Here is a 20,023-nt window from a genome sequence, read left to right on the forward strand (position 1 = left end):
CATGATATTTATAAATGGATGTACTTACAATTTATGAAGGAATGTTGTGTTAGTTACACCACTATTAGCTTTTAGAGATAATTATATTTGGCTTCTTATTGACACTATAGGTAATGTTATGTGTGTTGATCCTGGAGAAGCTCAACCGGTTATAGATTATTTAAAAAGAACTGGCTTCTTTCTTAAAGCCATCTTACTTACCCATCACCATATGGATCACGTTGGAGGTGTTCCTGAACTCTGTCTTGCTAACCCTAACGCTATTGTCTATGGACCGCCGGACACTAGAATCCCTTTTGTTCAACATACCTTACAAAATAATGATCTAATTGAACTTGAACCTTGGCAATTTCAGATATTAAGTATCCCTGGCCATACCTCAAGCCATATCTGTTACTTTGAAACCACTAAGCAACTCTTATTTTGCGGTGATACTCTATTTTCTGCAGGATGTGGCCGAGTGTTTGATGGAACCTATGAGCAATTACTTAATTCTTTAAATTTGCTTAAAGCCTTACCAGGGGAAACAAAAGTTTACTGCGGGCATGAATATACACGACAAAATTTACGTTTTGCTGCAACTGTAGAGCCTCAAAATTTAGTAATTCAAAAGCTTCAACAGGAATTAGGGAAAAATGCTAACGCCTGTTCATTACCCTCTACTATTTCCTTAGAAAGAGAAATTAATCCTTTTTTACGAATAAATATGCTACCCGTAATAAACTATGCCAAAATGCATGGTTGCAAGTCAGAAGATCCCCTTGCGGTTTTTAAACAAATAAGGAACTGTAAGGACAATTTTAACTAAATTAAGGCATAATTTTGAAAATTTAGTCAGAATAAATCGTAAAAAAATATTCCTCACCTATATTATATCGAGTACACTGTTAGGCCATTTGGCTAGAGACAGGCTTTAATATTGAAGGCTAAAAGAACTATTCGAATAAAACTAATTTTACTATTACAATTCTGCTTTCTTTTAAATCCAGTTCAAAGTGCTTCAATTCCAACCGTTTGGGATGAGTTGCGTAATCATTTTTCAATGCCCCATGAAGTTACTCAACCTGAAGTACAAGCACAGATACGCTGGTTAGTTTCTCATCCAGGCTATATTCAAAAACTTGCCCAGGCTGAGCCTTACATTTATCATATCGTTACAGAAATTAAAAAGAGAAAGTTACCTGGAGAGCTTGCACTAATACCTATGCTTGAAAGTGCCTATGATCCTTTTGCTTACTCTGGAGCAGGCGCTGCAGGTTTATGGCAACTAATGCCTGGAACAGGCAGTGAGTTAGGTTTAAAACGAGACTGGTGGTTTGATGGCCGTCGTAGTATTGGCTTATCAACTAATGCTGCATTAAACTATTTAGCCTATTTAAATCGCTTTTTCCATGGTGATTGGGTGTTAGCTATTGCTGCTTATGACTCTGGGGAAGGAACTGTTCTGCGTGCTATAAAACATAGCAGACAAAGATATCGTGCACGCTTTTGGTCCTTGCCTCTACCAAATGAAACGCGATTTTATGTTCCACGCTTTCTTGCTTTAGCTGAAATTATCAAATACCCGCAACGTTATCATATTAGCTTACCCTATATTCCTTATGCGCCCTATTTTGAAGAAGTAAATATTGGTAGCCAGATAGATTTAAATCATGCTGCAAAATTAGCAGGTATTACTTATAAAGATTTAATAAAATTAAATCCTGGCTTTAACCGTTGGGCAACAGCACCTTATCAACCGTTTAAATTATTGATTCCAGCTAGTAGGGTAGCTGATTTTAATCGAAATCTTGCTAATTTTCCCCAGGATAAACGTGTAAGCTGGACACGGCTTCAAATACAAAAAAGCGATAATATAAACTCCATTGCCAAACGCTACTTTACTACAGCAAAGCTTATACGTGAGCTTAACCAACTCAAGTCAGATAGAGTAAAGAAAGGGCAGTATATACTAATACCTAGTACTCGTAATGCCCCTACAGCAGAACCTAAACCTTCTATGAATGTTATTGCTGATAGACCCCCAAGCACACAGACTTATAAAGTAATTCATATTGTTCAGCCGGGTGAAACATGGCAAAGCTTAGAAAAAAAATATGATATCAATGTTCAAGATATAAAATCTTGGAATAAGCTTGCAGCAAGGCCAAACTTAGTTAAAGGCGAGCAATTGATTATTTGGCGTAAAAAAACCACGCCTGGCATTTATACTATTCTTGCAGGTGATAGTTTAAGTAAGATTGCTAAACGCCATCATACTAATATAGCAGTATTAGAAAAGTTAAATCCAAATATCAATAATAAAAGATTAAAACCTGGGCAGAAAATATTTATAGGTTAAAGCTTATAGTTAATAGAGATTAGCCTTGCACCATTTTAATAAAAAATGTCGGTCTAATTTTATTAACCTGAAATTTTATTAGACTTTCTAGAAAACGACTATTAAGAGCCAATCTCATGGGAAAAAAGCTTCAAAAACGCTCATGTACTTTATAAAACGGTACTTTTTCAGTTTTTTTCGACTAATCTTGGCTCTAGATTAACCGTTTTCAAAAACTCTGGTGATGGGTAATTTTGCAATAAAAGAGATGCGACATCCTTCTACTTAACTTAATAAATTTTTATGCAGAAGTTTAAAAAATAAACTAATATATTAGTAATTGTTTAATTATTAATACAAAAATCTAAACTTACACTTGCAAGTTATATATAAATGATGTGTTATAATTGGTTAATTAACTAATTAAGTTGAATACTATGAAATTACTGTTTGACTTTTTTCCGGTATTTCTTTTTTTTATAGGCTATAAGCTCTTTGGCATTTATGTTGCTACAGCTATTGCTATGGTTGCCTCTCTATTTCAAGTTATTCTGTTTAGATTAAAGCACCAACGCTATGAAAAAATGCATTTGTTTAGCTTGGCTATTATTTTAGTGCTAGGTGGAGCAACCTTATTTTTCCATAATCCTTGGTTTATAAAATGGAAACCAACAGGTATTTATTGGTTAACTGCGCTTGTTTTTCTTCTATCACCTGTTTTTGCTACCAAACCTTTAATTCAAAAAATTATGGATAGCAATATTAGTTTGCCTACCAAAATCTGGTCTAGGCTAAACTATGCATGGTCATTATTTTTTATACTCATGGGCGCGGCTAATATCTATGTTGCCTATCATTACGATACTAATGTATGGGTTAATTTTAAATTATTTGGTGGTGCTGGCTTAACACTAATATTTGTTTTCTTACAAGCTTTATACTTGACCCGCCATGTACTAGATAAAGAAAAAGAGTCACCGACTTCGGACTCTTCTCATAGCTTATTAAAACCAGAGGAGCAACGATGAGATTGCTACTAGTTGAAGATGATGAGTTACTTGGGGATGCTGTCAAAACAGGTTTAACTCAGTTTGGCTATGTTGTCGATTGGCTGAAAGATGGGGAAGCTGCACGGGCAGCTGTTAAATCTGAATCATTCGAATTAATTATTCTTGATTTAGGTTTACCCAAATTATCTGGTTTAGGCTTTTTACAATCGATTCGAAGTGAGGGCCATACAACGCCTGTTATCATTTTGACTGCCAGAGAATCTATTGAAGATCGCGTTAAAGGTTTAGATAGCGGCGCAGATGATTATATTATTAAACCTTTTGATTTAAATGAATTAAGTGCACGAGTTAGAGCGTTAGCTAGACGATCACAGGGTCGTGCAGATTCTATTTTACAATATCGCAATATTACTCTTGACCCAGCTGCTCACTCTGTTTATGTTGATGATGTCATGGTTAATGTGCCAAGACGTGAATTTTCGCTTTTACAAAAACTCCTTGAAAATAGCGGACAGGTTTTATCACGTGAGCAATTGATGCAAAGTATCTATGGTTGGGATGAAGATGTTGATAGTAATGCGCTGGAAGTTCATATCCATAATTTACGTAAAAAACTTAATGCAAATTTTATTCGTACCATTCGAGGTGTTGGATATATGGTAGAAAAGAATGAGAGCCATCACACCTGATGAAATCATCTATACGTAAATTTTTATTAATTAATTTATTGTTAGCTATTACAATTACTACAACTTTAACCGCCATCGGTAATTATTATCTGGATCAAAAGGATATTCAAGAACACTTAGATACTTTGATGGCTATTTCAGCCTTATCTTATCAAGCGTTACTTGGTGATGATGTACATCAGCGTCCACTTACTAAAATTCAAGATAATTTAGAAGTTATTCCGCAAAAAATTGAAAATTTCTATCAACGCCGGTTTTTAAATGACTTACCGCCTAAAAATTATTTAGACAAATTTAACTTTCAAGTATGGACCAATGGTGGCAAATTACTGTTGCATTCATCAGCTGCACCTAGAATCCCATTAACAGCTGAAACGGATGGTTTTAGTGATAAAATCATAGCGAATCAAAAATGGCGTGTTTTTACAACTTATAATGCCCAAGCAGGTATCCGTACTGTCATTGCGGAGCGCTACGATACCCGTAATGAGTTAGGTCATCGCATTGCTCAAGATGATCTTTATATTATGCTACTTACTTTTCCTCTTTCTGGCTTATTAATTTGGATTATTATTGGCCGCGGTTTAGATAGTTTAGATAGAGTTGCCCAAGAGGTAGCCAATCGAGCGCCTACTCATTTAGAGCCAGTCGATTTACAGGAAGTGCCAGAAGAAATCAAACCTGTTATAGATGAATTAAATAAGTTATTTTTTCGTTTACAAGAAGGCTTTGAGAGGGAAAAACGCTTTGCAGCTGATGCAGCACATGAGTTGCGTACGCCCTTAGCAGCGCTTAAAACGCAAGCGCAAGTTGCCTTAAACATAAACGATATTGAAGAAAAGAATCAAGCTTTACAAAAACTAATTGCGAGTGTTAATCGCAGCACGCATATTGTTCAACAATTATTAACCATGAGTAAATTAGTTCCTGAAGCAGCAAGTATTAATGACATTGATGAAGTTAATTTGGTTAAGATAACCCGTGAAATTTTAGCTATGCTAGCACCTAGCGCGGTAGAAAAACAAATTGAATTAGAATTTGAGCATGACGAATACCTACCAAAGTTTGAGGGAAATCCAACGGCGCTTAGTATTTTAATTCGTAACCTTGTCGATAATGCTATTCGCTACTGTAAGGAAGCTGGTAAAGTTTTAGTTAAAGTTTATCTGCAAGATGAAGAACTTGTTTTACAGGTTCAAGATAATGGCCCCGGTATTCCTAGTGAATTACAAAGTCGAGTATTTGAACGTTTCTTTAGAGTGCTTGGTAATAAAACAACAGGTAGTGGTTTAGGTTTAGCTATCGTTAGGCAAATTTGTGATTTACATGGTGCTCGTGTTGAATTAGATTCGCCTAAAGAAGGCACAGGCCTTATTGTGCGCGTCTATTTTCCAATTAACTTACCTAATAAAAATAGCGATTTAGATCAAGAAAGATATAGTTAAATAATTTCCAATATGACTTAGCGTTACGAAGTAACCCTGGAATAATTTATATCTATATGCTATGGCTAGCTAAATGTCTTAATGCCTCTCTAATTAGTTGTTCGCACGTTTTTTTACCATCATCTAATTTCTTAACTATCCTTGTTGCTTCCTGGAATTTATAACCTAGAGCTTCTAAAGCACAAATTGCTTCATGTTGTTCCTGCTGACTACCTAATATATTTTGATCTGGCATTGCAAATGCTTCATTTTGGGCTAACTGATTCACAATATCTTTCATTTCAATAATAAGACGCTCGGCAGTTTTTTTACCTATTCCAGGCAATTTAGTTAAAAAATTAATATTATTTTGACTAATTGATTGAATAAGCTCTAAAGGGGTAACACTAGAAAGTATTCCTATAGCCACCCGTGGGCCTACACCATTTATTTTAATTAAAGCTCTAAATACTGATCGTTCTAACTTATCTAAAAAACCGTATAATAAAAAGGCATCTTCACGAACAACGGTGTGGATATGCAAACTTACAGCATCATTACCACCCTCCAGTTTAAAAAAAGTTTGCAGGGATGTTTCAACATCATATCCTACTCCTTGAACATTTATTACTAGCTTTCCTGGCTGTTGTTTATCAATAATCTTACCCTGTAACCAACCAATCATCTTCGCTTCCTTAAGCCTAATTGCTTATTAATATTGTTTCGCATATGGCTGTGACAAATTGCAATAGCTAATGCATCAGCCGCATCTTTCTGGGGCGGACGATTTAACATCAGTAACCGCACAACCATATGATTAACTTGATCTTTTTCAGCTGCGCCATAGCCGACTATAGATTGCTTTACTTCTCTAGCTGAGTATTCACTAACTTGAATACGATGAGATGCAGCTGCAACTAATGCTGCGCCACGAGCATGACCTAATTTTAAAGCAGCATTCGGATTTTGATGCATAAAAACTTCTTCAATAGCTACTTCATCAGGGTTAAAATCATCCATGATTTGACAAATACCATCAAATATTTGTAAGAGTCGACCACTTAAATCTCCGTCCGATGTACGAATACATCCACTATCAAGATAATGTATATTACGCTTCTCTTCCTTAATAACACCATAGCCTGTTACCCGGGAGCCAGGATCAATGCCTAATATAACACTCATTAATGGGCCGATTCGAATAGTGACTCAGGGAGCTCAGCATTACTATGTACTTCTTGCACATCATCCAAATCTTCCAGCATATCTATTAACTTAACTAATGATTCTGCTGTTTCTTGATCAAGCTTTACGGTCGTTTGAGCACGCATGGTGATATGAGATTGCTCAATTTCAAAGTTTGAATCTTGTAATGCCTGCAAAATATTATGATAATTTTCAGCAGCCGTAATAATTTCAATCTGTCCTTCTTCGGAAGTAACATCTTCAGCACCTGCCTCAATAGCAACTTCCATGACCTTATCTTCTGGTTGACCAGCAGCAAGTAGAATTTCGCCTTGTTTTGTAAATAAATATGAAACAGAGCCATCCGTACCTAGATTACCACCATGTTTAGTAAACGCATGACGCACTTCAGAGACGGTACGATTTTTATTATCAGATAAACAATCCACTAAAATGGCTACACCGCCAGGACCATAACCTTCATAACGCATTTGCATCATATTATCGCCCTCAAAGCCTCCGGCCCCACGCTTAATAGCATTATCGATTGTATCACGCTTCATATTAGCTTTGAGAGCTTTAACGATAGCATCCCTTAACCTTGGATTGCTGGTTTCATCAGCCCCACCCATCCGAGCTGAAACAGTAATTTCTCGGATTAATTTGGTAAAAATTTTTCCCCGTTTTGCATCTTGGACACCTTTTCTAAATTTAATATTTGCCCATTTACTATGACCTGCCATAACCTACCTCTATCTACTCAATGATAAATGTTAAATTATATCCTGTCATGACCTTAAAAAGAATGTCAGACACTAACTATAGTGTTAAGAAATAAAGAATAATTTAATTCGTTTATAACTTTGAAAGGCTTGTATAAAGTGACTTAGAATGCAACTATTAGCAAATTACGGGAATACATTAAATTATAATTATTTATAAGGAGAAAGGTGTGTTAGCAGGATTTGGTAATTATCATCAAACAGAAGCAATTGCTGGAGCCTTACCCCAAAATCAAAATTCCCCACAGCAATGTGCTTATGGTCTTTATGCTGAACAACTTAGTGGTAGCGCTTTTACAAGACCTCGTCATCTTAACTTACACAGCTGGCTATATCGCACCGCACCCTCTGTGACCCAAGGTGATTACAGTTACCATCATGAACCAGCATTAAAATTTATTGCCTTACAGCCCCCTAATCCCTATCGCTGGTTACCACTACCTATACCTACTACCGAAGTAGATTTTGTAAATAGCTTATTCTTTATTGCCGGTAATCAACTTGTAAATACTTATCTTTATCAATGTACTCAATCTATGACAAATCGTTATTTTAGCAATTATGATGGCGAAATGTTGTTTGTACCATATCAAGGTAATATTACATTATTTACCGAATTTGGTCGTTTAGAGATAGGTCCTGGACAAATTGCCGTAATCCCACGTGGTGTTAAATTTAAAGTGGAATTAAAAGATGATTTAGCCTGTGGCTATTTAGCTGAAAATTTAGCACAACCCTTAACACTTCCTTCTTTAGGGATTATTGGCTCTAATGGCTTAGCTAATCCACGTCATTTTCTTTATCCCGTTGCCGCCTTTGAAGACCTTAATCAGCCAGTTGTTCTGATTTGTAAGTCAGCTCAGCATTTATGGCTTTGTCGAAGTAATTATTCACCACTTAATGTAGTAGCCTGGCATGGTAATTATGCACCTTATAGCTATGATTTATCTTTATTTAACACTATTAACACTGTCAGTTTTGATCACCCAGATCCTTCTATTTTTACTGTATTAACGTCTGAAAGTAGTAGTAGTGGCATTGCTAATTTAGATTTTGTAATTTTTCCTCCACGCTGGATGGTTGCAGAACATACTTTTAGACCACCTTATTTTCATCGCAATATCATGAGCGAATTAATGGGCTTAATTCAAGGCGAATACGATGCTAAAAAAGATGGTTTTCTACCTGGAGGCATTAGTATTCATAATTGTATGACAGCTCATGGCCCTGATAGTGAAACTTATAAAAATATGATTCATGAAGAGCAAAAGCCTACTCGCTATGAAAATACCCTTGCTTTTATGTTTGAAACATCTCAGCCTTGGTTAATTAGTGAAAAGGCATATTTGCATCCTGCCAGGCAGCAAGATTACTCAGCTTGTTGGCGAGGATTAGATATTGCTAAATTGTAGCTAGTTATATTTCTTAAACTAATTTTATTCAAATAAGATAAAGAGATATAGGGTAAAAGAGACATTATATATTGAGTGATTTTGCATCACATTAGCCCCGCGGTGAGAAATAGGTAGAATCAGGATATTTAGATTTTATGGCTTTTATTAGTAAATTGAAGTAGGGACCATTTATAGAATTTAGGGCAAGGAATTGACTTCTAATTTCAGGTTCATTAAAGCTTACTGGTAAAGCCTGTGCTAATGTTTCTATCTCTAATTTTCCTTCTAGGATTTCAAAGGATTGTAAGTAAGTTTCTAAATCATTAAGCCAAATTGACAAGTTATCAACGGAATTTTCTTCTGTAAAATCAATAGTAAAAAATCTATCAGCAAATTCTTCAAGCTTTGTGTGTAAAAGATTATCCTCTAGTGGCGTTACAAAAAAGGAATTAACTCGTCTGGCTTTAGGTGCTCTTTCTGTCATTTTTTCTAAGTCTATTGCTCCCTCTAAGTTGGCTTGTCTCATTGATAAAACAGATGTAGTTTCAGAGTAAGGCAAGTTAGATGAATAATTTTGATGACTATGGTAATTATATCCATTACATAAGATATTTAGCTGAGGGTTGTTTAAATTACTAGCAATCTTTGATAATAATTGTTGCGTATAGGTGTTAGGAACATGGGATATACTGAGTGTTGCCCTGATATCACGAAGTGCATCTGCTTTATTTGAATTTCTTGCCATAATAGTCTGCACAATTTTAGACACATCCTCAAGCCAATAGTTTAACGAGTCATAATCATTCAAATCTATCTCCAGCAAACGGCTCAGTAAAAAAGCCAATTTATTTTCTAAAGTATCTAATTGATCTATAAATAATTCAGTAAAAGGAGGTTGGGATAAATTTGTAGAGGGGTGGATTGGGGAGTAACTTTGTTGAGAGTTTCTGTCCTGATGAGATATTGGTCTTATTCCACGCAAGCTTCTTACCCTTTCAATAAATTGTTGAGCTTCTAAATAATCTTCTGGGCTTAATCTCCCTCCGTACATATCCTTAGGGTTTACTCCCTTATCTTCTAACTCTTGCTTGAATTTATCAAAGTCACATGAAAATATTGCCGCTAAAGTAGACACATTAAAATTTAAGAGTCTTTTTTTATCTTCTTTATTTAATGCTCTTAAATCTCTTCTTTTTAATAAATAATCAAATAGGTTATTATCTAAAAAACGCTCCCGTATTTTTGTTTCCGATTTCTTATCTAAGTTAGCTAATTCTTCTCTACCCTTCCCTAAAAGGCAAAACAGTGCAGAAACTCCTGCTGTAGAAGTCCTTAGCCTTTCAGCCACTTCTTTCAAATTATAGGCGTCATTAACAGCTTTCAGAAGGTTATCAAAAGTTACTCTCTTCATAATTCACATGAGATTTAAAGTTTGCCATAAATTAAGTATAGTAATTCTACATATATATTTAATTAGAATCTCTAATTATTAGATAAGGTAAGCTATTAATTTATCCTATTTCCAGTGATAAGGATTTATAGTATTAGCTTCTTGTTTTTTATAAAATAATCGAAATAACTCTAGGCCAAGGTAAAATTCGAAACTTGTTTATGTTACGAATTTATTTTGTTAATGTGCTAAATTTATATTTATAAGTTACCTGTGTAACTGGCAACTTAACTGATTAGCTATAGCACAGCTAAATCAGAATAAATCTTCCTGCGTTAAACCAACCCGCTCTAATAAACCTCTTAATGTTTTTAAAGCTTCCACTTGAATTTGCCTAACTCGTTCTCTTGTTAAATCAATTTCTTTACCGACATCTTCTAAGGTTGCTTTCTCAAAACCACGCAGACCAAAGCGTCTTGCTATCACTTGTTGTTGGTTTTCTGTTAGTTTATCTAGTAAAGACTCAATATGTACTCGCAAATCCTCATCAGTTAATAACTCTGCCGGATTCATACTATTTTCGTCAGGAATAGTATCTAGAAGAGATTTATTTTCATCATAACCAATAGGTGTATCAATTGATGTCACTTTGTCATTTAAGCCTAAAAGTTTTTGTACGTCTTCTAATGGTCTATCAACTAAGTCAGCAATCTCCTCAGGTGAAGGTTCATGATCTAATTTTTGGGTTAAATGCCTTGCAGCACGCAAATAAACATTGAGCTCTTTAACCACATGAATTGGCAAACGTATTGTGCGTGTTTGATTCATAATAGCACGCTCAATTGTTTGTCTAATCCACCAAGTGGCATAGGTAGAAAAACGAAAACCGCGATTAGGGTCAAATTTTTCTACTGATTTCATAAGGCCAAGGTTGCCTTCTTCTATTAAATCTAAAAGTGGAAGGCCGCGATTTAAATAACGCCTAGCAATTTTAACGACTAAACGTAAATTTGACTCGATCATCTTTTTTCGAGCATCAACATCTCCTTTTAACGCTAATTTAGCGTAATGAACTTCTTCCTCAGCTGAAAGGAGCGGTGAGAAACCGATTTCACTTAAATACAGTTGTGTCGCATCCATTATCTTACTTGCTTGGCGGCCACGCTGAAACGTTGGAAACGCTTCTTCGTCTGAAAAATCAGGTTCAAACTCAACAGGCTCAATTTCAATATCAAGACTTATATCATCAGAGGCAATTAGGTCGTCGGCTGGCTCATTCCATTCTTCATCTGGTAATTCAGATTCTTTAATTGAATCATTATCTGCCTGCATGATTTCACCTTTGTGTTGAATTCAGTTCTGAGAAATTGGCTTACTTTGAAACTTAATTTATATAAATTTTAAATAATTCTTAAATTATAACTGCGGCAAAAATTCAGTCGGATTAACTGGTTGCCCTGCTTTTCTAATTTCAAAGTGAACCCCCCAAAATTTCCTATCCACAATACCCATGTCGGCAATAATCTGGCCAGCTTTAACAATTTGGCCCTCTTTCACGCGATTATGCGAATTATTTCCATATGCGGTAAGGAATTGATCACCATGTTTAATTATAATCAAATTTCCATAACCTGCTAGACCATTTCCAGCATAAGCCACAATGCCTGAAGAGGCTGCATAAACCACTCCACCTTTTTTACCAGCAATATTTATGCCTTTTTTACCAAAATTAGGATTAAAATTACTAACAATCTTACCGTGTGCTGGCCAAAACCAATGTCCTGTAGCTTTAAAAGGCATTTTTTGGTGAGTTAAAGGCTTGTTAATATAACTAGATTCAGGTTGCCAAGATAAACGTCTAGAGCTGTAATGTGGTATTTGTAATACTTGCCCAACATACAGCCGCGATTTTGTTAAGTTGTTATACCTTAATAGTTCACGAAAATCTAAATCATAGCGAAAAGCTATTGCATAAATAGTTTCTTCAGGGCGAACAACATGTTTTGCAGGTCGGCCTAGGTATGAATGCCATTTTAACTCTTCGACAGGCGCTACGTAATTTTGTTCATGGCAACCTACTAACGTTGAAAGTAGCAATAAATAAAAAAATTTCCGCATAATCTCCTTGAAAACTAAATTAACTTAAGCAATTAAGTCATTTATCCTAAATTAATAATACTCGTTTACTTTCGTCACTATTCTATCTCTCTACCAAACTAGGTCAGCTCAATTTTATCTACCCAGGTCGTTAATTCTTTAAATACTTTAAGGTGGGTCATATCTAAATGAAGTGGAGTAATTGACACATAATTTTGGCTAACGGCATAAAAATCTGTCCCAGGGCCCGCGTCAGCTTCTATCCCTGGAGGTCCAATCCAATAAATCGGACGACCGCGGGGATCAACATCTTTAACTATAGGCTCTGCGCCATGACGTGTGCCTAGCCGAGTCACTTGAAATCCTTTAATTTTATTTAACGGTAAATCAGGCACATTAACATTTAATATAGTTTGTATAGGTAACATTTTAGGCCGCATTTTAGAGACTAATTTGCGCGCAATAATCGCAGCAGTATCAAAATGCTTAATATTATCGCCTACCATTGAAAAAGCGAGTGCAGGGAAACCTAAATAACGTCCTTCAACTGCAGCAGCGACTGTGCCTGAATAAAGCGTATCATCTCCTAAATTAGCACCATCGTTAATGCCAGAAATGACAATATCTGCAACATTATCTAGGAGCCCTGTTAAAGCTAAATGCACACAATCTGTAGGCGTACCTTCTACACTATAAAAACCATTCTCAAGCTTAGCTACATGCACAGGCTTCGTTAACGTTAAGGAGTTACTAGAGCCACTTTGGTTTCTATCAGGCGCCACAACGTCAATGTCTGCAATTTTAGCCATTTCGTGAGCTAATGCACGAATTCCAGGTGCATATACTCCATCATCATTACTTATTAAAATTCTCATGGTCTACTCTCAGGTGATTCTAACCACTTTACTACAGCTAGACGCGTTTTTAATTCGTGTTTATCTTGATCTATCTTTTCTTTTAAAGCAGATTGCTTTGGATTATTCTCTAATTCATTTTGTATGTTTGCTAATTGCATTTGTAAACTTAAGATTTTTTGGCCAAATCGTTGTGGATTTACCTGTAATTCAAAAGCAAAACGATTCATATCCTGAGCGATATCATTAAGTTTGTCACAGCTTATAGAAGGCTGTTTATTAGGACATTCTTTAAGTGCTGCTTGCAATACGCGTGGATTATTACGATAATATTCTTCATCATGAGCCATACAGCTTGTTAAAAAAAGCATCATAAGGCATCCTATTAAACGTTTAACCATATTAACCTCGTGGTTATAAAATTAAAGATGTTAACATTAGTTACCTCGTTCTGCCATGTGCGGTTCTTGATTATTTTTGTAAGCCACATTAATTGAATTAATTGTACCAATTGGCTATTTTAGCAATTTATTTTAAAGATAATAATTATGTTAGATTTTGATATTTCTCGGGATGAAGGAACAGGTGAACTATATCTTGAAACATCCATCAATGGTAAAGCGCTATTAACCTTGCCGCAATTAAATAAAAGCACTGCTTTTACGTTTGATGAAAGACGAGAATTTGGCTTACTAGGAAAATTACCGCATCGGGTTGAAACATTAGAAGAACAAGTTAAACGTGCTTATTTGCAATTTTCAAGCTATAAAACGAGCTTACAACAAAATATTTATCTCAATAATTTACATGATAAAAATCAAATTTTATTTTATAAACTGGTTAGCCGTCATTTAGCTGAAATGTTGCCAACCATTTATACCCCCATTGTCGGTACAGCTGTAAAACGTTTTAGTCATGAATATCGTCAACCAAGAGGGTTATATATAGCCCACTCGGATAAAAATCAAATTGAAGAAATTATTGGCAACCGATCTAATCCTGAAATTGATGTTATTGTTGTTACCGATGGCGAAGGCGTCCTTGGCATCGGTGATCAAGGCATTGGTGGCATGGATATACCAGTCGCAAAACTGATGGTTTACAGCTTATGCGGCGGCATTAACCCGACGCGTACTCTACCTGTCTTTTTAGATGTGGGGACAAATAATACTGAATTACTTAGCGATCCTTTTTATCTAGGTTGCAGACATCCAAGGATTAATGCCGAACAATATGATGCATTTATCGAAACGTTTGTTAAAACTGTGCACAAAAACTTTCCTAATGCTTTTTTACATTGGGAAGACTTTGGCCGTGGCAATGCAAGGCGCATCTTAGATCGGTTTAAAAATGAACTATGTACCTTTAATGATGATATTCAAGGAACTGGGGCTGTTACATTAGCCGCTTTACTTGCAGCTTGTGAGGTGACTGGCAAGAAAATCCATGAACATCGTATCGTTGTTTTTGGCGCTGGTTCCGCAGGTACAGGGATTAGTGACCAAATTGTTGATGCCTTTGTGAGACTTGGTATAGAGCCAGAAGAAGCTTACGCTAGTTTTTGGTTAATTGATCGCCAAGGTCTGTTGATGGAGCATGATTTAGAGCTTACAAATGCTCAGAAACCTTACGCTCGCAAACTTAACGATATTGCTGATTGGGCTATTAACGAAAAACAATACCCTTCTTTAACAGATACCATTCGCCATGTTAAACCATCTATATTAATTGGTTGTTCGGCCCAGCCCGGCGCTTTTTCGCAAGATATTATTGAGATCATGACTAATAATTGCGAGCGGCCTATTATTTTTCCACTTTCTAATCCTGACGATAAATGTGAAGCACAACCAGCGGATATTTTAAACTGGAGTCAAGGGAAAGCACTTATTGCAACAGGAACTGCTTTTCCAGCAGTTGAATATCAAAATCGCCTAGTTGAAATTGCCCAATGCAATAATGCCTTGGTCTTTCCCGGAATTGGCTTAGGTGTCTTAGCAGTTCAAGCCAGTCGCCTTTCAAAAAGGATGATTTGGGCAGCAGCACAAGCGTTAAGCGAGTTTGCCCCTAGTAGAAAAGATAGCTTTCTACCCCTTCTCCCTTCATTAGATGACGCACAAACTGTTGCAAAATATATTGCCGTGGCAGTAGCTAGAGAGGCTATTGAAGAAAATTTAGCTGAGCAAAATCAAGAAGCTGATCTAGAAAAAATAGTTAATGATTTATTTTGGGAACCTCGCTATTTACCGTTTCGTAAAAGAAAATCAAAAGTAGATAATTATTTATAGATTAAATTAGTATCGGTTTAATTTATCATCTATTTATCATTGTATTTCAGTAAAAAAGCTATTGCGCACTAACGGGCGTATCTCGAAAGCGAACAGTCACGGTTTGGGACGTCCCTCCCTGATTTTCCCAAGATCTTGCATAGCTAAAAACAAGAGAGGTAACACCGGGGGTTACGGCACCATGTATTATTTCAAAAGTGAAAACAGTTTGGCCGCCTGCACCCATTAGCTTTGAGTTAGGTGGATTAAATTGATTAGAAACCAAACGCAATAATGATCTATCGTAGTTATGCAAAGTCCATTGATAACCTGTCGTTGGATTAGCAGGTAATATAACTTGAAATTGAGTATCTGTCGGCTTAAGATTAATGGTCATAGGCTTATAACTTGTAGCAGCATAAGTAGTTGCAATAACACTTAGTAACATTGTGACAGCCCATATCGCTTTCATATTTAGTCTCCTAAGCGTTATCTACTTAAATAGAATCCATACACAAGCTATAAACTATCTTTGTCTTATATCAAACAAGCCGTTAGTGTTAATCTGGTATATAGGCTAAGTATCTTATATTTTTTGTTTAACAGATATAAAGCGTTTTTGTCTCTTATACCTGACTTATTACTTTAAGTATAAGCTGAATTTAAAGACTAGCTTAGTCATCGCTTTACAAGCTATGCTAACTTGCAAAATAAAGGAAGATTTACCTATGAAAGCAATTGGATACAAAACAGCTGGTGCACCTGATGTTTTAGAGGATATAGATTTACCTATACCTAAAGCGCAAGGACATGATTTATTAGTAGAAATAAAAGCCATTGCGGTGAACCCTGTTGATTGTAAAGCCCGCGCTTATATGGTTCCACCTAAAGATGGTCAATATCAAATTCCCGGCTGGGATGCAGTAGGTATTGTGAAAGAAGTTGGTGATCAAGTTGCTTTATTTAAGCCAGGTGATGAAGTTTGGTATGCAGGTGCTATTAATCGTCAAGGTTGTAATAGTGAATATCATTTAGTTGATGAACGAATTGTAGGCTTTAAACCTAAGACTCTTTCATATAGCCAAGCTGCTGCCTTACCTTTAACAACGCTCACTGCTTGGGAATTATTATTTGATCGTTTAAATGTTCAAAATAATGAAAAATCAACCCTTCTTATTACTGGTGCCGCTGGTGGTGTAGGCTCTATCTTAACTCAATTGGCTCGGCAGTTAACTTCTTTAACCATTATAGGTACTGCTTCCAGGCCTGAATCCCAAACTTGGGTGAAAAATAATGGCGCTCATCATATTTTAAATCATAATCAACCCATTAAACCTCAGTTAACTAACGCTGGAATAAATGAGGTCGATTATGTTATTAGCTTAACTCATACAGATCACCATGGTTTAGATTTAATAAACTGCCTCAAACCACAAGGTAAATTTGCCCTTATTGATGATCCTATGCAATTGGATTTTAAAGCTTTCAAATTAAAAAGTATTTCCATTCATTGGGAACTTATGTTCACTCGATCACTGTTTATGACTGCTGATTTAATTAAACAACATGAAATTTTAAACGAAGCTGCGCGACTAGTTGAAAAAGATTTAATTAAAACAACACTTAACGAGCAATTTGGTGTTATTAATGCTACTAATTTACGTCGTGCACACTCTTTAATCGAAAGTGAACGTTCCGTAGGCAAGATTGTCCTAGAAGGATTTAGTTAGAAAGCTTATCATTATAATATATTTCTCGAGGCTTAAGTTTATTAAGCCTCAAAGTAACCTAACTGTAAGGATTTGTTAAAATTAATTAAATTTAAATTAACAAAACTTTATATAACTCATGTTCTTAGCCTTTTACTAACGAAAATTAATTCCAATCATCAAAAAATGCTTGGTTGACAGGTTATTTTTCTTGATAAATACTAACTTTTGTCTAATTTATCAGACAAACAAAACTAACTTTTTAAACAACTCTTATTTTTTTTTATTAGTAAGATATTACAAAAATGAAATTATTAAAAAAACGGTAAACATACTACTCTCTCAAATAGTTCATGATTTAATATCGAAATTTAAGTTTAGGATTAATAAGTTTTAGGCCTAAAAAGTTAAGTTTAATTTATAGCTTGCTGTCTCATCTAATAAATCTTAATTAACTCAAGAAAGGAGTTTTTAATGAAATATCTTTTATATGGGTTAAGTGCTTTAATTTCTTTTTCAGCTTCTGCTGCTATCTCTTCTAAAGCACTAACGATCGCCCAACCAACAACCTGCGTTACCGCACAATTTTCATCTTCAGGTACCCAACATTGGAAACAAGTTACTCTAAAATTAACAAATAATTGCGGAAAACCCGTTGACTTTCAAAATGCAAGTATTACATTTAAAAGTAAAACGGCTGTAAATACAGCCTTCTGGGGTGATTTTGCGCCACTGCCCTATCCGGATAATAATTTAAATATCACTTCTCAGCCACAATCTGATAATAATTTTTTGGCAACACTTAATCTTCATTTTCCTACCTATCCTGGTACAACAACAATGTTACCTGCAGGTAGTTCTATCCAAATTAAATATGGTGTTCCGTCTGAAGATCATATTGAAGGCACTGCTAATGTTTACCTACAAACTGCACCTAGCACAGGTACAATTCGTTTGAAGAATAGCTCTACAAAACCGACAAATGTCACCCAGAATTATGCACTTGTTCACATTACGATGAATGGTCAAAATGTACGAGATGTACAATTAGGTTGGGGAGCAACGTTAGATGTCACTGATTTAGCGACAGGAAATTATACTATTTCACCTGAAAATGTAGCAGATACGACCGGTAGTACTTATCAGGGCAGTGCTGTACCAAGTACCATACAACTTTCTGCTGATCAAACAGTTACTTCTACAATCACTTATACTTTAGTGCAAAATGTGGGTAAGATTAGCTTTAGAGTACAAACCTTGCCAGCAGAGTTAACTGGCTATACTGCTAATCCGAGTGTTTTACTTACAGACACTTCAACGAATACTTCAGTTTCTCAAGCAGTAACTTGGAATTCTACAAGCACTGCTTCGCAATTAAAAAATGGCCGTACGTATCGCTTCTCTACAGCACCAATCAATTATAACAATTATAATTGTACGCCTACATTTGCACCTACTAGCGCTATAGCTAATGCAACAACACCGCCAATTGTTAATTTAACTTATCGTTGTGTGCAAGTTGCACAAGCAGCTGTTACTATTAATGTACGTAATGCACCAATCACACTTACTTCATTAAGAGTAACACTAACACCCAATGATAATACGGGGCCCATTGCGCAAGTTATTAGCTTAACTAATGGTTCTGGCTCTAAAGTAATTAATTTAACGCAAGGCGCTATTTACACAGTGTCAGCTGAAAATGTTCCTGGCTACTCAGTTTCTTTTTCACCACAGCCATTGACTGCAACAGCCAATGCCATTGAAACGATTACGTTCACCAAAAACACAGATCCAACTGGAGGTAGACTAATTACCTATATACCTGGTTGGAAAACACCACCTACTGCTCAAGCGTTAGCAAGTGCTGGTTATACCCATGCCATGATTGCCTTTGGTGTATTTAGTACATCCACTCCTGGTGTTATTGTTCCTGCCTTTGATACAGTTACAAAAGAATATATTCAATCTCTGCATAATGCCGGCATTAAAGCTATTCTTTCTTTAGGTGGGGCTTTAACAAGTATTCCAAATACCAGCGTTGATTTTCATCAAGTTCTAAGTGCTGCTTCTTCACCACAAGCCTTTCAACAAACGTTTATCAATTCATTAAATGGATTAATAACACAATATGGTTTTGATGGATTTGATATTGATATTGAACATGGAATAAATGCGGGTGGCACCTTCTCTCAACCACAAGGTGATATTGCTGTGTTAGCTAGCATTATCAACACCATGTATCAGCAAAAACCCTCTTTATTAATCACTTTAACACCGCAAGTGGCTAATGTTGCAGCAACGAGTGGTTTTGATGCTACTTGGGGAAATTATGCTTCCTTAATTATGCAAACTCACAATTCTTTAGCGTGGGTAGGGATTCAATTATATAATACTGGTTGTGCATTTGGCATTGATTTAGTTTGCTATGGCCCTACACCAACTAGCTCTCCAAATTTCAGCGTCGCTATGGCTACTGATTTACTTGAAAATTGGCCTGCTACTGTTAATGGTCGTGCTACTGGCTTTCAACCTTATATTAGTTACTTAAAACCTAGTCAAGTTGTAATCGGTTATCCAGCACCGAATGCAAGTGGCGCTAGTGATGGCTCGCCTGTAACGCCAACAAGTACTATTAAGCGAGCTATTCAATGTTTAAAAACAGCGACAGTAGGCAGCACAAGTTGTGACACTTATGTGCCTCCTCGTGCTTATGGCCTGATTGGTGGTGTTTTTAATTGGGAAGTGACTTATGATCAAAACAATAACTTTAAGTTTGCGACTGATCTTAAAAATTGTGTAATTAATGGTAATTGTTCTTAACTATTCTGTGCGCCATAGAGGCGCACATCCTCCCTTTCCAATTTAACTTCCTAAATCATTAAAACTTGATCTTATTTAATAG

18 protein-coding genes are annotated in these 20,023 nt (G+C 35.9%); 9 read left to right on the forward strand and 9 right to left on the reverse strand.

Annotation, left to right across the window (positions count from 1 at the left end; genetic code table 11):
• The first annotated feature begins 46 nt into the window (after positions 1 to 46).
• From gloB to E1P04_RS11075, 5 genes are all read left to right on the forward strand, one after another.
• Positions 47 to 808, forward strand: a complete 762-nt coding sequence (gene gloB / locus E1P04_RS11055; protein WP_131782970.1) for a hydroxyacylglutathione hydrolase — start codon at positions 47 to 49, stop codon at positions 806 to 808.
• A 108-nt stretch (positions 809 to 916) separates the two neighbouring features.
• Positions 917 to 2,341, forward strand: a complete 1,425-nt coding sequence (locus tag E1P04_RS11060) for a lytic transglycosylase (protein ID WP_427853318.1) — start codon at positions 917 to 919, stop codon at positions 2,339 to 2,341.
• 416 nt (positions 2,342 to 2,757) lie between these two features.
• Entirely contained in the window at positions 2,758 to 3,348 is a 591-nt protein-coding gene (locus E1P04_RS11065; RefSeq protein WP_131782971.1) for a septation protein A, read from the forward strand.
• Positions 3,345 to 4,019, forward strand: coding sequence for a response regulator (locus tag E1P04_RS11070; protein WP_131782972.1), 675 nt, complete (start codon positions 3,345 to 3,347; stop codon positions 4,017 to 4,019). Before E1P04_RS11065 ends, E1P04_RS11070 begins: the two co-directional genes overlap by 4 nt.
• Complete coding sequence (locus E1P04_RS11075; RefSeq protein ID WP_131782973.1) at positions 4,019 to 5,464, forward strand: ATP-binding protein; 1,446 nt, start codon at positions 4,019 to 4,021, stop codon at positions 5,462 to 5,464. Before E1P04_RS11070 ends, E1P04_RS11075 begins: the two co-directional genes overlap by 1 nt.
• A gap of 52 nt (positions 5,465 to 5,516) precedes the next feature.
• Here E1P04_RS11075 and ruvA read toward each other — a convergent pair whose 3' ends face one another.
• Genes ruvA through E1P04_RS11090 form a run of 3 tightly spaced genes read right to left on the reverse strand, consistent with a single transcriptional unit; the run spans position 5,517 to position 7,371 of the window.
• Positions 5,517 to 6,128: a Holliday junction branch migration protein RuvA gene (ruvA, locus tag E1P04_RS11080; protein WP_131782974.1), complete on the reverse strand. Its 612-nt coding sequence runs from the start codon at positions 6,126 to 6,128 to the stop codon at positions 5,517 to 5,519.
• Entirely contained in the window at positions 6,125 to 6,628 is a 504-nt protein-coding gene (ruvC, locus tag E1P04_RS11085; protein ID WP_131782975.1) for a crossover junction endodeoxyribonuclease RuvC, read from the reverse strand. Before ruvC ends, ruvA begins: the two co-directional genes overlap by 4 nt.
• Positions 6,628 to 7,371: a YebC/PmpR family DNA-binding transcriptional regulator gene (locus E1P04_RS11090; protein WP_131782976.1), complete on the reverse strand. Its 744-nt coding sequence runs from the start codon at positions 7,369 to 7,371 to the stop codon at positions 6,628 to 6,630. The genes ruvC and E1P04_RS11090 overlap by 1 nt, the downstream gene beginning before the upstream one ends.
• A 209-nt stretch (positions 7,372 to 7,580) precedes the next feature.
• Here E1P04_RS11090 and hmgA point away from each other — a divergent pair, with 209 nt between their 5' ends.
• Complete coding sequence (hmgA, locus tag E1P04_RS11095) at positions 7,581 to 8,822, forward strand: homogentisate 1,2-dioxygenase (RefSeq protein ID WP_131782977.1); 1,242 nt, start codon at positions 7,581 to 7,583, stop codon at positions 8,820 to 8,822.
• 91 nt (positions 8,823 to 8,913) lie between these two features.
• Here hmgA and E1P04_RS11100 read toward each other — a convergent pair whose 3' ends face one another.
• The 5 genes from E1P04_RS11100 to E1P04_RS11120 all read right to left on the reverse strand — a co-directional run bounded on the left by E1P04_RS11100 (position 8,914) and on the right by E1P04_RS11120 (position 13,519).
• Positions 8,914 to 10,215 (reverse strand): hypothetical protein, encoded by a 1,302-nt coding sequence (locus E1P04_RS11100; RefSeq protein WP_131782978.1) that lies wholly within the window; start codon positions 10,213 to 10,215, stop codon positions 8,914 to 8,916.
• Between the two features lie 294 nt (positions 10,216 to 10,509).
• Complete coding sequence (gene rpoS / locus E1P04_RS11105; RefSeq protein WP_131782979.1) at positions 10,510 to 11,526, reverse strand: RNA polymerase sigma factor RpoS; 1,017 nt, start codon at positions 11,524 to 11,526, stop codon at positions 10,510 to 10,512.
• 84 nt (positions 11,527 to 11,610) lie between these two features.
• Complete coding sequence (locus E1P04_RS11110; protein ID WP_131782980.1) at positions 11,611 to 12,312, reverse strand: peptidoglycan DD-metalloendopeptidase family protein; 702 nt, start codon at positions 12,310 to 12,312, stop codon at positions 11,611 to 11,613.
• A gap of 98 nt (positions 12,313 to 12,410) precedes the next feature.
• Positions 12,411 to 13,166, reverse strand: coding sequence for a 5'/3'-nucleotidase SurE (gene surE, locus E1P04_RS11115; protein WP_131782981.1), 756 nt, complete (start codon positions 13,164 to 13,166; stop codon positions 12,411 to 12,413).
• On the reverse strand, positions 13,163 to 13,519 hold the full coding sequence (locus tag E1P04_RS11120; protein ID WP_131782982.1) for a hypothetical protein: 357 nt from the start codon (positions 13,517 to 13,519) through the stop codon (positions 13,163 to 13,165). Before E1P04_RS11120 ends, surE begins: the two co-directional genes overlap by 4 nt.
• A 174-nt stretch (positions 13,520 to 13,693) precedes the next feature.
• Between E1P04_RS11120 and E1P04_RS11125 the strand changes: the two genes are divergently transcribed.
• Positions 13,694 to 15,430 (forward strand): NAD-dependent malic enzyme, encoded by a 1,737-nt coding sequence (locus tag E1P04_RS11125; protein WP_131782983.1) that lies wholly within the window; start codon positions 13,694 to 13,696, stop codon positions 15,428 to 15,430.
• A gap of 58 nt (positions 15,431 to 15,488) precedes the next feature.
• Here E1P04_RS11125 and E1P04_RS11130 read toward each other — a convergent pair whose 3' ends face one another.
• The gene (locus E1P04_RS11130) at positions 15,489 to 15,881 is read right to left on the reverse strand and encodes a protease inhibitor I42 family protein (protein ID WP_207386015.1); all 393 of its coding nucleotides are present in this window, start codon (positions 15,879 to 15,881) and stop codon (positions 15,489 to 15,491) included.
• A 256-nt stretch (positions 15,882 to 16,137) separates the two neighbouring features.
• Between E1P04_RS11130 and E1P04_RS11135 the strand changes: the two genes are divergently transcribed.
• Both E1P04_RS11135 and E1P04_RS11140 read left to right on the forward strand, forming a co-directional pair.
• Positions 16,138 to 17,139 (forward strand): zinc-binding alcohol dehydrogenase family protein, encoded by a 1,002-nt coding sequence (locus tag E1P04_RS11135; RefSeq protein WP_131782984.1) that lies wholly within the window; start codon positions 16,138 to 16,140, stop codon positions 17,137 to 17,139.
• Positions 17,140 to 17,592: 453 nt separating this feature from the next.
• Positions 17,593 to 19,941, forward strand: a complete 2,349-nt coding sequence (locus E1P04_RS11140) for a glycosyl hydrolase family 18 protein (RefSeq protein WP_131782985.1) — start codon at positions 17,593 to 17,595, stop codon at positions 19,939 to 19,941.
• Positions 19,942 to 20,023 lie beyond the last annotated feature (82 nt).

This window comes from Legionella gresilensis, from assembly GCF_900639865.1.
Lineage (GTDB): Bacteria > Pseudomonadota > Gammaproteobacteria > Legionellales > Legionellaceae > Legionella_C > Legionella_C gresilensis.